Below are 13,007 nucleotides of genomic sequence, written 5' to 3' on the forward strand. Positions count from 1 at the left end.
CGGCCGGCGCCGGCGTAGCGGCCGGCGGCGGTGCCGGACCGCGCGTCGCGCAGCCGGCCGGCAGGGACAGACAGACGAACAGGAACAGGCGCAGCGCGCGCGCCGGCAGGAAGCGGGCTATGGGCATGCGGACGAGTATGCCAGTCCTGCGCGCCGGCGGTGTTGCGCGACCGGCCGCGGCGTACCAGCGTGCTAGCACGGTGCGACCCGGACCCGGCGGAGCGCGGCCTATAATCGCGGCTTCGCCCAACGGAGCCGGCCATGACTGCACCCACCCGCATCGATGCCTCGCGCGTGATCCGCGCGCCGCGCGGCAACACGCTGAGTTGCCGGAGCTGGCTGTCCGAAGCCGCGTTCCGCATGCTGCAGAACAACCTCGATCCGGAAGTGGCCGAGAACCCGGCCGAGCTCGTGGTCTACGGCGGCATCGGCCGCGCCGCGCGCAACTGGGAGTGCTTCGATGCGATCCTGCGCAGCCTGCGCGAACTCGGCGACGACGAAACCCTGCTGATCCAGTCGGGCAAGCCGGTCGGCGTGTTTCCGACCCACGCCGACGCGCCGCGCGTGCTGCTGGCCAACTCCAACCTCGTGCCGGCCTGGGCGAACTGGGAACACTTCAACGAGCTCGATCGCAAGGGCCTCATGATGTACGGCCAGATGACGGCCGGCTCGTGGATCTACATCGGCAGCCAGGGCATCGTCCAGGGCACTTACGAAACCTTCGTCGAAATGGGCCGCCAGCACTACGGCGGCAGCCTGCGCGGCAAGTGGATCCTCACCGCCGGCCTCGGCGGCATGGGCGGCGCGCAGCCGCTCGCGGCCTCGCTGGCCGGCGCCTGCTCGCTGAACGTCGAATGCCAGCAGAGCCGCATCGATTTCCGCCTGAAGACGCGCTACGTCGACGAGCAGGCCGCCGATCTCGACGACGCGCTCGCGCGCATCGCGAAGTACACCGCTGCCGGCGAGGCCAAGTCGATCGCGCTGCTCGGCAACGCAGCCGAGATCCTGCCCGAGCTCGTGCGCCGCGGCGTGCGTCCGGACGCGGTCACCGACCAGACCAGCGCGCACGACCCGGTCAACGGCTACCTGCCGACCGGCTGGACCGTGGAGCAATGGTTCGAGCGGCGCAAGTCCGATCCGGACGGCATGCGCGATGCGGCCAAGCGCTCGATGAAGACCCACGTCGAAGCCATGCTCGCGTTCCATGCGCAGGGCATTCCGACCTTCGACTACGGCAACAACATCCGCCAGATGGCCAAGGACGAAGGCTGCGCGAACGCGTTCGACTTCCCGGGCTTCGTGCCGGCCTTCGTGCGCCCTCTGTTCTGCCGCGGCGTCGGTCCGTTCCGCTGGGTCGCGCTGTCGGGCGATCCCGAGGACATCTACAAGACCGACGCGAAGGTCAAGGAACTGATCCCCGACGACGCGCACCTGCACAACTGGCTCGACATGGCCAGGTCGCGCATCAGCTTCCAGGGCCTGCCGGCGCGCATCTGCTGGGTCGGTCTCGGACAGCGCCACCGCCTCGGCCTCGCATTCAACGAGATGGTGCGCAACGGCGAGCTCAAGGCGCCGGTCGTCATCGGCCGCGATCATCTGGACTCGGGTTCGGTCGCGAGCCCGAACCGCGAGACCGAAGCCATGCGCGACGGCAGCGACGCGGTCTCCGACTGGCCGCTGCTCAACGCGCTGCTCAATACCGCCGGCGGCGCGACCTGGGTGTCGCTGCATCATGGCGGCGGCGTCGGCATGGGCTACAGCCAGCACTCGGGCGTCGTCATCGTCTGCGACGGTTCCGAGGCCGCCGACCGGCGCCTCGCGCGCGTGCTCTGGAACGATCCGGGCACCGGCGTCATGCGCCACGCGGATGCGGGCTATGCGATCGCGCAGGAATGCGCACGCGAGCAGGGGCTCAAGCTGCCTATGCTCTGAGGCCGGCGGCGCCTGCCGCCTGCAACCGGCCGGTGCCGACGCGCCGGCCGCACAGGAGCCTTCGATGATCGGATACGTCACCCTCGGAACCGCGGACCTGGCCCGGTCCACGGCGTTCTACGACAGCCTGCTCGCCGAGATCGGCGCGTCGCGGCTGCTGACCTCGGAGCGTTTCGTCGTCTGGGCCGTGGATGCGGCCAGGCCCGGCCTCGGCGTGATCCTGCCGTACGACGGCAGGCCCGCGACGGTCGGCAACGGCAACATGGTCGCGCTGGCCGTCGACAGCCCGGCCAAGGTCGACGCGCTGCATGCGAAGGCGATGGCGCTCGGCGCGACCGACGAAGGCGCACCGGCCCCGCGCAGCGAGAGTTTCTACGCCGGCTATTTCCGCGACCTCGGCGGCAACAAGCTGAATTTCTTCTTCATGGGTTGAGCGGCGTCGGTCCGTGGGAACGGCGGCCGCGTCGCGTCGCGCGTCAGCGCGTATCGGCGTCGAGCACGCCTTCGTAGCGCAGAATGCGGCCGAGCAACGGCAGGCGGAAATCGACGACGAAGTCGTAGCGTCCGTCGATGATGCGCTTGCCGGCCTCGGTGCGCGGCAGCAGCGAAGCCGGCAGCGGCAGGCCTCGCCAGCGCGCGCCGCGCAGGCGCCAATGCCAGCCGCCGTCGGCGATGTCCACGCCGAGATCGAGCTGCAGCGGCCCGGTGCGCTCGATCCAGCCGCCGGCCGGAAATGCGCCATACGGCACGAAGCGCGAGATCATCTCGGCGCCGTCGTCGAAACGCCGCTGCCAGAGCATGGCGTCGCCTTCATGGACGACATCGACGACGAACGCGCACCGGTCGCGCTGCAGCGGCAGGCCGAGACGGCGCGCGAGGCGCCGGCCGAACGCAGCCGCCAATCCGCGCCCCGTGGACAAGCGGACCGTGCCGCGCAACGTGCCGCCGCGGCGGTGCAGATCCTGCAGCAAAGGATGCAATTGGGAAAATGCGCCGCCGAACCAGCGCGTGACGACGTTGTCCGGCGCGGCGGGAGGAGCGGAAGTGTTCAGCGGTCGCGGACGTCGAGCAGGCGTACGAGACGCCAGGCGAACGCGAACAGCAGCACGGCCAGGGCGGCCGGCACGATCGCGGCGAGCCATTCGGCGGCGCCGTTGGCGACCCAGACGGCGAGGCCGGTCACGATGAAACTGCAGGCCAGCAGCGCCAGGGTCAGCGAGACCGCGCCGACGAGGCCGATCGACAGCAAAGAGACGCGATTGCCGGTGGCGGCCGGCGCGCTCGTGGTTTGCAGGCGCGGGCGCCGGCGGCGGCGCGGTACGAAGGCCCGCGGCGCGTTGCCGCTGGGGAGGGGGACAGCTAGAGCCTTGGAGGCGCTCATGACGGTGGGGAGTGTCTGCGCAGTCGTGTGGATTGCCTGTGATGACGCACCAGAGGTCGTTTTCCCCTCATGTCGCGTCCGCTGCGCGCAGGTGGGGCCGCTGCGGCCGGGCGCAAGCGCGACCAAGGTCGCAGATGCCGCGTGACGGGGTTTGACCTGTCCCGCCGCAGACCGTAAAAACGTCAGCGCATCTACCGGGGGAGCACGACAGTGGCAATCAGCGGAGCCGGCGGCACGCCGGGCGGCATAGGGCAGTTCCTGTTGGGTTTCGTGCTCGCCGTCGCCGGCGGCTGGCTGCTGAGCAATCAGGTCGTCGTCAGCGGCGGCAGCTGGATGCTCTGGGGCTACAACAGCTTCGGCATGTCGCTGATCCCGTTCGTGCTCGGCGTCGCGCTGCTGTTCTTCGACGGACGCTCCGTGATCGGCTGGCTGCTGCTCGTCGCGGGTCTCGTCATCATCATCGCGGGCGTGATCGTCAACCTGCACGTCTATTTCGTCGCGACGAGCCTGTTCAACACCTTGCTGATTCTGGTCCTGCTGTTCGGCGGCATAGGCCTGATCGCGCGCTCGCTGCGCAGCCAGGACGCGGTGACGCGATGAAGATCCGCGTGCCCCGGCGGCTCCCGGCGCTGCTGCTCGCGTTGCCGGTCCTCGCGCAGGCCTGGCCGTACGACGCCGCGGCGCCGCTAGCCGAGCAATGCGACAGCATCGACAGCGTGCCGATGCGCCAGCACGTCAACTACAACGAGGACATCCAGCCGATCTGGAGCACGCGCTGCGCGAACTGCCACGTCGACTGGGGCAAGTTTCCGTCGGCCGACCTGGATCTGAATCCACCGAACTCGTGGTTCTTCCTCTACAACGAACACAGCAGCCAGGACAGCGCGCTGGTCCGCGTCGTGCCGAACCAGCCCTGGAGCAGCCTGCTGTTCACGAAGCTCAATTGCGAAGTCGTCGACGTCGGCGTGCGCATGCCGCGCGGCCGCACGCCGATTCCGCTGAACGAACAGGCGCTGGTCCACGACTGGATCCTCGCCGGCGCGCCCGAAGCCGGCGACGACACGATCTTCCGCGCCCGCTTCGAGATCCGCGGCTGAGCGCTGCGCGGCGCAGCCGGCGAAAACCGGTGCGATGACAGTGCCGCGCGGCTGCGCGGTCGCCTCGTGCGACGCGGGGCTCAGCCCCAGCGCGCGTGGCCGTCGACGACGGTGTGCGTCATGCCGCCGACCCAGACCGCGCCGTCGCCCTCGATGCGGATGCCGATGCGCGCGTCGTGGCCGATCTCGCGTCCCTGGCTCACGCGGTAGCCGCGCGCGAGCGGACCCTGCGGTTCGCCGGCGGCGATCCACGCGCCGATCAGTCCGTTGGCGGCGCCCGAGGCCGGGTCCTCGCTGATGCCGACGCCGGCGGGAAACGCGCGCACGGCGACTTCGTAATCGGGTTGCCGGCAGCGCGCGAACACGCAGAGACCGAGGCTGTCGCTGGCCTTGGCCAGCCGCGCGATCGCCGCCTGGTCGGGCTGCCAGCCGCGCAGGGTCGCCTCGTCGGCGAACTCGGCGATCCACCAGCGCCGGCCGCCTTCGACGAAACCCGGCGGCAGCGCGCCGAGCGGCGTGCGGTCGAGGATCGCGCGAACGAGCTTGGCATGCAGCACGTCGGGCTCCAGCGCCCGCGCGCGCGGCGCCTGCACCGACAGCACGCGGCGTCCGGCCTCTTCGCCGATGCGGATCGGCAGCAGCCCGGCGCCGCATTCCTGGATCAGGTCCGTGCCGCGCGCCGTGACGAAACCGGTTTCGAGCGCCGCATGGGCGCTGCCGATCGTCGGATGGCCGGCGAATGCGATTTCGCGCTGCGGCGTGAAGATGCGCACGCGGTAGCTCGCCTCGGGCTGCGTCGGCGGCAGCAGGAACGTGGTTTCGACGAGGCCGGTCCAGCGCGCGAAGCGCTGCATCGCCGCGTCGCTCCAGGTCTCGGCGCCGATGACCACGCCGAGCGGGTTGCCGCCGCCGGCCTTCTCGGCGAATACGTCCAGCTGCAGATAGCGCGCGGTGTCCATGCGGCCAGCGTAGCCGCAGCGGCTGTTCCGGCGCCAGAGCGTTCGATGTCCCGGACGGCGCATTCGTCGCATCGTGTGAAATGGCGCAGCAATGTCCGCGATCCCCGGCCTGGATCGCGACCGGATCTGTCCTGGTCAGGCCGCGCTGGCAGCGCGGCCGCGCAGGCCGTTGCGGTAGCGCCGGCTGCAGGGCAGGGTGGTGCCGTCCTTGAGGTGCAGGCGCGCGTCGCCGGTGTCCAGCGGTTCGATCATCGCGAGCTGGTCGAGATTGACGACGTAGCTGCGGTGCACGCGCGCGAAGCGCTGCGGGTCCAGCCGCGCCTCTATGCCGGCGATCGTGCTGCGCAGCGGATAGTCGCGGCCGCGCACGCGCAGGTTGGCGTAGTTGCCGGCGGCCTGTATCCACTCGATGTCCTCGGCGGCGATCAGGAATTCGCGGCCGAGCTTGCGCACGAGGAAGCGCTCGGGACGCTCGACCGGATCGACCGGCGGCCCGACGTCGGGTTCGGCCAGCAGGCTGGCCTCGCCCTGCAGGCGCAGCAACAGGAAGCGGTAGACGTGGATCAGCGCGACCGTGGAGACGAACTGGCGCACGTCCTTGAGGTATTCGTAGCCCAGTTCCAGCGGCCAGTCGCCGAAGTCGTAGTACTCCCCCTGGCTGGCATAGGCCAGCTTGCGCAGCGCGACCATGCCGAGCACATGGGCCAGCGACCAGGCCAGGCTGGCCGGCAGATACCAGGGCAGGTGGCGGCGCCAGGTTTCCCGGTGCAGCGGAAAGCGCTGCGTGAACCGCACGACGGCCGGTACCAGCAGCAGCGCGAGCAGGCCGCTGGAGGTCTCCCAGACGGCCGGCTTCCACGGCGCGAAGTCCAGGTGCGAGCGCTGCACGTCCATCATCACGGTCACGCTGTTGATGACGGCGTTGACCAGGAATGCGAGTACCCAGAAGCCGATCTCGGCGCTGCGGCGCCAGGGCTGGTAGCGGTCCAGCCAGTTCGCGGTGTCGGTCATGCGCGGATTCTACGGAGCCGGTGCCGCGGCTGTCCGCGCTTCGTCCCGGGCTTCCGCCGCTGGTCCCCGGGACGCGGCGCGCCGACCCCTGGGACGGGCCCGGGGCGGCCGTCCCAGGCAGTCTGCGGCCGGTCCACACCGGAAAACGCCCATGAACCGCCGCCACGACATCGACGCCCTGCGCGTCCTCGCGTTCGCCTGCCTCATCCTCTACCACGTCGGCATGCTCTACGTGGCCGACTGGGGCTGGCACATCAAGAGCAGCCATCTGTCCGAGGGGCTGCAGCTGCCGATGCTGTTCGTGAACCGCTGGCGCATGGACCTGATCTTCCTGATCTCGGGCATGGCTGCCGCGTTCCTGCTCAAGCCGGGCCAGATCGGCCGCTTTCTCGCCGCACGCAGCGCGCGCCTGCTGCTGCCGCTGACCTTCGGCATCCTCGTCGTCGTGCCGGTGCAGCCGTACGTGCAGGGCGTGACCAACGGCGTCGTCGAGCCCGGCTTCCTCGCGTTCCTCGCGGAGTACTACACGGCGCGGCGCTGGCCCGAGAACGCGTTCGACGGCTGGCAGCACGGCTATACCTGGAACCATCTCTGGTATCTGGCCTATCTGTGGGTCTACACCCTCGCGCTCGCAGCGCTGCTGCCGCTGCTGCGCAGCCGCGCCGGGCAGCGGCTCTGCGCCGGCTTCGTCGGCCTGCGCGGCGCGGCGCTGCTGATCCTGCCGGCGCTGCCGCTGCTGTTCTACAGCCTGACCCTGCAGCCGCTGTTTCCGGACAACGGCGATTTCATCCACGACTGGTACCGCAACGCGGTCTATTTCACCGTGTTCCTCTACGGCTTCGTGATCGCCCGCGACGACGGTTTCTGGGCCGAAGCCCTGCGGCTACGCCGCGTCGCGCTCGGGCTCGCGCTGGGCCTGTTCGCCGTCTACACCTACGTGCGCCACGGCCTGCCCGAGACCATCCCGTACTGGCACGAGGCGCTGATCGTGACCCTGCGCAACGCCTACGTCTGGACCATGCTGCTGGCCATCCTCGGCTGGGCGCATGCGCTGCTGAACCGGCCGTTCGCCTGGCTGCCGCGCGCCAACGAGGCGGTCTATCCCTGGTACATGCTGCACCAGAGCCTGATCGTGCTGATCGCCTACTGGCTCGCGCCGCTGCGGCTCGGCGCGGCCGCCGAATGCGCTCTCGTCGTCGCCGGCACCGTGGCCGGCTGCCACCTGCTGCACGAGTACGTGATCCGCCGCACGGGCTGGCTGCGTCCGTTGTTCGGCCTGAAGTCCGCGGCCGAGACGCGCGAGACGCCGGCGCTGCGGCTGGCCGCCTACGGGGTGGTGCCGTTCGCGGCGCTGGTCATCTTCGTCGTCTCGCAGAGCTGAGCCGGACGGGCCCATTCGCGGACGCGCCGGCCCCGCTGACAGCCTGCCCCGGCGGCGATGTCGAACGCGGAGACGCTAGGATAGGTCTGGCCGAGCGTGCGGAAGCCGGGACAGGTGTGGAGTGTGATGACGAATGCCGAATGGGACGGCCTGCTGTCGTTGCCGGTCACGATGGCCGAGACACCTCTGGGGCGAGTGGAGCACGTGTCCGTCGGCGACGGCGAGGCCCTGCTGGCGCTGCATGGTGGCATGGGCGGGCGCGACCAGGGCCTGATCCTGGCGCGTGCCGTCCTCGCGGAATGGACCGGTCGTCGCGTGATCGCGCCGTCCCGACCGGGTTATCTCGGCACGCCCCAGGCCTCGGGTGCGACGCCGGAGGCGCAGGCCGATCTGTATGCGGCGCTGCTGGATGCACTGGGCGTCGAGCGGGCAGTCGTGGCGGCCGTCTCGGCCGGCGGGCCGAGCGCCGTGCAGTTCGCGCTCCGGCATCCGGGGCGCTGCAGGGCCCTGATCCTCGTTTCCTGTTGCACGGGTCCGCTCGCCGTCCCTGAAACGCTCCGGCGGCGCCTATCCCTGATGCGATGGTTCGCACGGTTCGGTTGGCTCTCGGCCCTGATGCGCCGGCGGATCGAGCGCGATCCGGCCGGGACCGCGAGTCGCGCCATTCCCGATCCGGTGACGCGCTCGAACACGCTCTCCCATCCGGTGGCCGGATCGCTGATGAAGGCGCTGCAGCGCAGCCCGTTCGTCGAACTCGGCCGCCGCTTGCCGGGCACGCTGAACGACCTGGACCAGTTCGAGCGCATGGCCGCCTTGCGGTTCGACGAGATCGCCGTGCCGCTGCTGGCCATTCACGGCACCGGCGATCGGGTCGTGCCGTTCGCGCACGGCGAACGCGGGCGGCTGGCGACCGACGGCGAGCTGATGGCCGTGGAGGGCGGCGAACACGTCGTCGTATTCACCCATCTCGATGCCATACGGGAACGCGTTGCGGGCTTTCTGGATCGCCCCGGGATCTGAACCTGCCGGTCCCCGGTTCACGACGCGGGATTGCCGGTCTAGCGGCGACGTTCCGGGCGCAGGGATCGCAGCCGTCAGCTTTTCTTCTTCGCCATCAGATCGCGCAGGTTGGCGAACGGGTTGGACGTGGCCTCGGCCGCGCGCGTCTCGCTGATGTCGCCGGTATGGTCGATGTAGCGCGAGTGTTCGTTGTCGTGGCAGTACAGGCAGAGCAGTTCCCAGTTGCTGCCGTCGGCCGGGTTGTCGTCGTGGTTGTGGTTGCGGTGGTGCACGGTCAGCTCGTGCAGGCTCGCGCGCGTGAACTCGCGCGCGCAGCGACCGCAGACCCACGGATACATCTTGAGCGCGCGCTCGCGATAGCCCTTCTCGCGCTCGGCGGCGTCGGCTCGCGCCTGGGCCACGACGCGGTCGAGGCGGCTGCTGTCGGGAGCGGACTTGTTCGTGCTCATGAACGGTTCCGGACCGCCGCGGCGGAATTTACGAGAGAATTCGTATGTTCGCAGCTCAGGCAACGCGGCCGCGAGCGCTTCATGGCGAAATGAGGCCGCCATCACCTCGATTGCGGAGCATACGATGAAGCAGGTTTTTGCGGCAGCGCTGCTGGCGGGTAGTCTGTTCTTCGCCGCGGCGGCGACCGCCAGGGAACGCACGGAGCGGCCGCTGACGGCCGACAGCAAGGCGCTGTTCGACGACCAGGCGGCGGCGATCCGCCAGCAGATGCAAAGCGGCGGCCGCTACGAGTTCGTGTCCGACGCCGAGCGCAGCGAGGTGGAGCGCGATCTGCAGCGCATCGCCGCGGTGCTGGACCGTCACGCCGACGCCCGGTCCTTCAGCGACGGCGACAAGGCCGAGCTGCTGCAGGCGCAGGAAAACGTCAATGCGGTACTGACGCGCAACGACGGCCGGCGCCTGGTCTGCGTGCGCGAGCGGCCGACCGGCTCGCACCTCGGCAAGGACAAATGCCAGACCTTCGCCGAGATCGAGCGTGCGCGGCGCAGCTCGGAAACCGAAGTGCGCCGGCTGCAGATGAAGTCGCCGGGACCGTCGGGCCTGCCGAACCAGTCCGACCTGCGCCGTGGCGGCGGCAACTGACGGGAAGACGGCTGCAGCGGCTGCCGCCGGCGCTCAGGCCAGCTGGTCCTTGGCCCAGGCCACGTCGAGCGCTTCCATCGCATCGCGCGGCTTGAGCTTGGCCGCCTTGGCATAGGCCTCGGCGGCCGCGTCCTCCTGCTTGTCGCCGTGGAGCAGCAGCAGGCCGTTGCCGTATTCGATCCAGGCGATCGGTGAGTCGGCCGTGAGCTTGGTCGCTTCCTTCAGATGCTTCTCCGCCGTCGCGGCGCTCGCGCCGTAGGTCAGCTTGGCGAGCATGCCGCCGACCTTGCCGACGATCTCGGCGTGGTACAGGCCCAGCGCGGTCTGTGCCTCGGCATGTTTCGGAGCGAGCTCCAGGGTCGCGTCGAGCGATTCCTTGACCTTGCCGGCCAGGCCCTGGGCCAGCGCCTTCGTGATCGAGATGCACTGGCTGTAGCGGCCGATCGCGAACGCGCGGCGGTAGTGGCTGTTGGCTGCGTCGGGCAGCGCGGCGATCGCTTCCTCGGCCAGAACGGCCAGCGCTTCATAGCGGGCCAGCTTCTCTTTTTCGGCCTCGACCAGATACGTCGCATGGATGCCTGCGGCCTTGATCGCGACCGAGGCGCCGAGGGCTTTCAGCGCCTTGCCCTGCTCGAACGCCGCTTCGAAGTCGCCGCGGTGGAACGCGCGCCAGGCTTCCTGCAATGCGCTCGCCGCAGCGGGCGCGTCCTTGGCGAGCTTGGGATTGGCCTTGAGCAGCTTGGCGACATGCGTGTCGTCGGGGAACGGCTCCTGGTCGCCCGCATGCAGCGTCTTCCAGGATTTCGCCAGTTTTTCGCCGGCGTAGTCGTATGCCTTGTCGGCGTAGGGAAACGCGGCCCAGCCCTTCTTCGCCATGGTCAACTCTCCGTGAAGTCGGGCTAGCATTTCGCAATGCACGCCGCCGCGCAACCGCTAGACTTGCGCCCTGTCCGCGCGCCTGCGCGCCGTCCCCTTGCGATCGCCACGAGCCCACATGACCGTCAACCCCGCCGCACGCGCCGCCGAGCTTCGCGCCGAACTGGCCGAGCACAATTACCGCTATCACGTGCTCGACGACCCGAGCGTTCCCGACGCGGACTACGACGCGCTGCTACGCGAACTCATCGCGCTGGAGACGGCGCATCCGGAGCTGCAGACCGAAGATTCGCCGACCCGGCGCGTCGGCGCGACCAGCTCGCGCGACTTCGCCGAAGTCGTGCACGACATTCCGATGCTGTCGCTCGACAACGCGTTCGACGACGTGGACGCGCAGGACGCCGCCGGCCGCCACGCGGCCATCGCCGATTTCGTGCGCCGCATCGAGAACAAGCTCGGCATCGCCGATCCGCTGTTCTCGGTCGAACCCAAGCTCGACGGCCTCGCGATCAGCCTGCGCTACGAGCACGGCGTGTTCGTGCGCGGCGCGACGCGCGGCGACGGCAGCAAGGGCGAGGACGTCACCGCGAATCTGCGCACGGTCAAGGCGATTCCGCTGCGCCTGCGCGGCAGCGGCTGGCCCGAGCTGCTCGAAGTCCGCGGCGAGGTCTACATGCCGCGCGCTGCTTTCGAGGCCTACAACGCCAAGGCGCGCGAAAGCGGCGAGAAGGTCCTGGCCAACCCGCGCAACGGCGCCGCCGGCAGCCTGCGCCAGAAGGACCCGCAGGAAACCGCGCGGCGGCCGCTCGCGTTCTACGCGTATGCGGTGCACCTGCCGGCCACGCCGGAGAAGAACCTCGGCGAGCGCCACAGCGTCGCGCTAGCGCTGCTGCGCGACTGGGGCTTCCCGGTCTCGCCCGAGGTCGACGTCGCGCGCGGCTTCGACGGCCTGATCGCCTACTACCGGCGCATCGGCGAGCGCCGCGACAGCCTGCCGTACGACATCGACGGCGTCGTCTACAAGCTCGACGACTACGCCGGCCAGCGCGCGATGGGCTTCGTCTCGCGCGCGCCGCGCTGGGCCGTCGCGCACAAGTTCCCGGCGCAGGAAAAGAGCACGGTCCTCGAGGACATCTACATCAACATCGGCCGCACCGGCGCGGCCACGCCGACGGCGCGCCTCGCGCCGGTCCATGTCGGCGGCGTCACGGTGACGAACGCGACCTTGCACAACGCCGACCAGATCGCGCGCCTGGACGTGCGCGTCGGCGACACCGTCATCGTCCGTCGCGCCGGCGACGTGATTCCGGAAATCGTGCGCGTCGTGCCGCATCTGCGTCCGGCGCACGCCGAGCCCTGGCGCATGCCCGAGACCTGCCCGGTCTGCCGCTCGGAGATCGTGCGCGAGGAAGGCGAGGCCGTCTGGCGCTGTTCCGGCGGTCTCGCGTGTGCGGCGCAGCTCGTGCAGGCGATCTTCCATTTCGGCTCGCGCCGCGCGATGGACATCGACGGTCTCGGCGAGCGCTACATCGAGAGCCTCTGCGAGTTCGGCTACGTGAAGTCGGTCGCCGATCTGTATGCGCTCGGCATCGACGACTTCGTCGAGATGAAGCGCCGCGCCGACGAACGCGACGGCACCACGCCCGAGACGGTCAAGGCCGGCAAGGTCGCCACGAAATGGGCCGAGAACCTCGTCGACGGCATCGCCGCGAGCCGCAGGACCACCTTGGAGCGCTTTCTGTATTCGCTGGGCATCAAGCACGTCGGCGAAAGCACGGCCAAGGCGCTGGCCGCCTGGCTCGGAGATCTGGAGCGAATACGCCGGCTGCCGTGGCCGCTGTTCACGTTCGTGCCCGACGTCGGCGGCGAGGTCGCGCGCTCGATCGGCCATTTCTTCGACCAGCCCGGCAACCAGCAGGTCATCGATGCGCTGCTCGCGCGCGGTGTCGACGTCGGCGCGTCGCAGCCGCCGTCGGCGAAGCTGCGCGAAAAGCTGGCCTGGGCCGACGTGCTCGCGGCGGCCGCGATCCCGCGGCTGACCGGCGTGCGCGCGAAACAGCTCGCCGCGCTCGGCGATGCGGCCGCACTGCTGCAGGTTCCGCCCGACGAACTCGTCGCGGCGGGCCTGCCCGACAAAGTCGCGGAAGCGTTCGTCGACTGGCGCGCGGAGCCCGAGCACGCCGCACTGCTGTCGCGCTGCGCCGGCGCGCTCGACCTGCTGCTGCAGGCGACGCCGCAGCCGGCCGGCGCGGCCGGCG

Annotated in this window: 14 protein-coding genes; 8 read left to right on the plus strand and 6 right to left on the minus strand. The window is 70.1% G+C overall.

Annotated features, from left to right (window positions below; genetic code table 11):
* Positions 1 to 261: 261 nt before the first annotated feature.
* Complete coding sequence (hutU, locus tag NON22_RS12265) at positions 262 to 1,932, plus strand: urocanate hydratase (RefSeq protein WP_257387224.1); 1,671 nt, start codon at positions 262 to 264, stop codon at positions 1,930 to 1,932.
* 64 nt (positions 1,933 to 1,996) lie between these two features.
* Entirely contained in the window at positions 1,997 to 2,365 is a 369-nt protein-coding gene (locus NON22_RS12270) for a VOC family protein (protein WP_257387225.1), read from the plus strand.
* A gap of 43 nt (positions 2,366 to 2,408) precedes the next feature.
* Here the strand turns inward: NON22_RS12270 and NON22_RS12275 are convergent, their stop codons facing one another.
* Positions 2,409 to 3,074: a DUF4166 domain-containing protein gene (locus NON22_RS12275; RefSeq protein WP_257387226.1), complete on the minus strand. Its 666-nt coding sequence runs from the start codon at positions 3,072 to 3,074 to the stop codon at positions 2,409 to 2,411.
* Positions 2,981 to 3,313 carry a hypothetical protein gene (locus NON22_RS12280; protein WP_257387227.1) on the minus strand — a complete coding sequence of 111 codons (333 nt, stop codon included), beginning with the start codon at positions 3,311 to 3,313 and terminating at the stop codon, positions 2,981 to 2,983. Before NON22_RS12280 ends, NON22_RS12275 begins: the two co-directional genes overlap by 94 nt.
* Positions 3,314 to 3,523: 210 nt before the next feature.
* Between NON22_RS12280 and NON22_RS12285 the strand changes: the two genes are divergently transcribed.
* Both NON22_RS12285 and NON22_RS12290 read left to right on the plus strand, forming a co-directional pair.
* Positions 3,524 to 3,913: a hypothetical protein gene (locus NON22_RS12285; protein WP_257387228.1), complete on the plus strand. Its 390-nt coding sequence runs from the start codon at positions 3,524 to 3,526 to the stop codon at positions 3,911 to 3,913.
* 8 nt (positions 3,914 to 3,921) lie between these two features.
* On the plus strand, positions 3,922 to 4,410 hold the full coding sequence (locus tag NON22_RS12290) for a yippee-like protein (RefSeq protein ID WP_257387229.1): 489 nt from the start codon (positions 3,922 to 3,924) through the stop codon (positions 4,408 to 4,410).
* A gap of 80 nt (positions 4,411 to 4,490) precedes the next feature.
* Here the strand turns inward: NON22_RS12290 and NON22_RS12295 are convergent, their stop codons facing one another.
* Together NON22_RS12295 and NON22_RS12300 are read right to left on the minus strand one after the other, a co-directional pair.
* Positions 4,491 to 5,369 carry a PhzF family phenazine biosynthesis protein gene (locus NON22_RS12295; RefSeq protein WP_257387230.1) on the minus strand — a complete coding sequence of 293 codons (879 nt, stop codon included), beginning with the start codon at positions 5,367 to 5,369 and terminating at the stop codon, positions 4,491 to 4,493.
* Between the two features lie 135 nt (positions 5,370 to 5,504).
* Positions 5,505 to 6,380, minus strand: a complete 876-nt coding sequence (locus NON22_RS12300) for a LytTR family DNA-binding domain-containing protein (RefSeq protein WP_257387231.1) — start codon at positions 6,378 to 6,380, stop codon at positions 5,505 to 5,507.
* A gap of 151 nt (positions 6,381 to 6,531) precedes the next feature.
* On the opposite strand from NON22_RS12300, the gene NON22_RS12305 reads away from it, so the two are divergent.
* Positions 6,532 to 7,761, plus strand: a complete 1,230-nt coding sequence (locus tag NON22_RS12305) for an acyltransferase family protein (protein ID WP_257387232.1) — start codon at positions 6,532 to 6,534, stop codon at positions 7,759 to 7,761.
* 126 nt (positions 7,762 to 7,887) lie between these two features.
* Positions 7,888 to 8,781, plus strand: a complete 894-nt coding sequence (locus NON22_RS12310; protein WP_257387233.1) for an alpha/beta fold hydrolase — start codon at positions 7,888 to 7,890, stop codon at positions 8,779 to 8,781.
* A gap of 74 nt (positions 8,782 to 8,855) precedes the next feature.
* Here NON22_RS12310 and NON22_RS12315 read toward each other — a convergent pair whose 3' ends face one another.
* Positions 8,856 to 9,230, minus strand: a complete 375-nt coding sequence (locus NON22_RS12315; protein WP_257387235.1) for a YajD family HNH nuclease — start codon at positions 9,228 to 9,230, stop codon at positions 8,856 to 8,858.
* Between the two features lie 124 nt (positions 9,231 to 9,354).
* Here NON22_RS12315 and NON22_RS12320 point away from each other — a divergent pair, with 124 nt between their 5' ends.
* The gene (locus tag NON22_RS12320; RefSeq protein WP_257387237.1) at positions 9,355 to 9,873 is read left to right on the plus strand and encodes a hypothetical protein; all 519 of its coding nucleotides are present in this window, start codon (positions 9,355 to 9,357) and stop codon (positions 9,871 to 9,873) included.
* Positions 9,874 to 9,906: 33 nt separating this feature from the next.
* Here NON22_RS12320 and NON22_RS12325 read toward each other — a convergent pair whose 3' ends face one another.
* Positions 9,907 to 10,749 (minus strand): hypothetical protein, encoded by an 843-nt coding sequence (locus tag NON22_RS12325; RefSeq protein ID WP_257387238.1) that lies wholly within the window; start codon positions 10,747 to 10,749, stop codon positions 9,907 to 9,909.
* A gap of 118 nt (positions 10,750 to 10,867) precedes the next feature.
* Between NON22_RS12325 and ligA the strand changes: the two genes are divergently transcribed.
* The coding region (gene ligA, locus NON22_RS12330; RefSeq protein WP_257387239.1) for an NAD-dependent DNA ligase LigA at positions 10,868 to 13,007 on the plus strand (2,140 nt) is incomplete at its 3' end.

The organism is Tahibacter caeni (assembly GCF_024609805.1).
Lineage (GTDB): Bacteria > Pseudomonadota > Gammaproteobacteria > Xanthomonadales > Rhodanobacteraceae > Tahibacter > Tahibacter caeni.

What these genes read in the sequence shown, in the direction of transcription:
- hutU (WP_257387224.1), top strand. Translation starts at nt 262, where the DNA reads ATGACTGCACCCACCCGCATCGATGCCTCGCGCGTGATCCGCGCGCCG.
- NON22_RS12270 (WP_257387225.1), top strand. Translation starts at nt 1,997, where the DNA reads ATGATCGGATACGTCACCCTCGGAACCGCGGACCTGGCCCGGTCCACG.
- NON22_RS12275 (WP_257387226.1), bottom strand. Translation starts at nt 3,074, where the DNA reads ATGGCTCGCCGCGATCGTGCCGGCCGCCCTGGCCGTGCTGCTGTTCGC.
- NON22_RS12280 (WP_257387227.1), bottom strand. Translation starts at nt 3,313, where the DNA reads ATGAGCGCCTCCAAGGCTCTAGCTGTCCCCCTCCCCAGCGGCAACGCG.
- NON22_RS12295 (WP_257387230.1), bottom strand. Translation starts at nt 5,369, where the DNA reads ATGGACACCGCGCGCTATCTGCAGCTGGACGTATTCGCCGAGAAGGCC.
- NON22_RS12300 (WP_257387231.1), bottom strand. Translation starts at nt 6,380, where the DNA reads ATGACCGACACCGCGAACTGGCTGGACCGCTACCAGCCCTGGCGCCGC.
- NON22_RS12305 (WP_257387232.1), top strand. Translation starts at nt 6,532, where the DNA reads ATGAACCGCCGCCACGACATCGACGCCCTGCGCGTCCTCGCGTTCGCC.
- NON22_RS12310 (WP_257387233.1), top strand. Translation starts at nt 7,888, where the DNA reads ATGACGAATGCCGAATGGGACGGCCTGCTGTCGTTGCCGGTCACGATG.
- NON22_RS12315 (WP_257387235.1), bottom strand. Translation starts at nt 9,230, where the DNA reads ATGAGCACGAACAAGTCCGCTCCCGACAGCAGCCGCCTCGACCGCGTC.
- NON22_RS12320 (WP_257387237.1), top strand. Translation starts at nt 9,355, where the DNA reads ATGAAGCAGGTTTTTGCGGCAGCGCTGCTGGCGGGTAGTCTGTTCTTC.
- NON22_RS12325 (WP_257387238.1), bottom strand. Translation starts at nt 10,749, where the DNA reads ATGGCGAAGAAGGGCTGGGCCGCGTTTCCCTACGCCGACAAGGCATAC.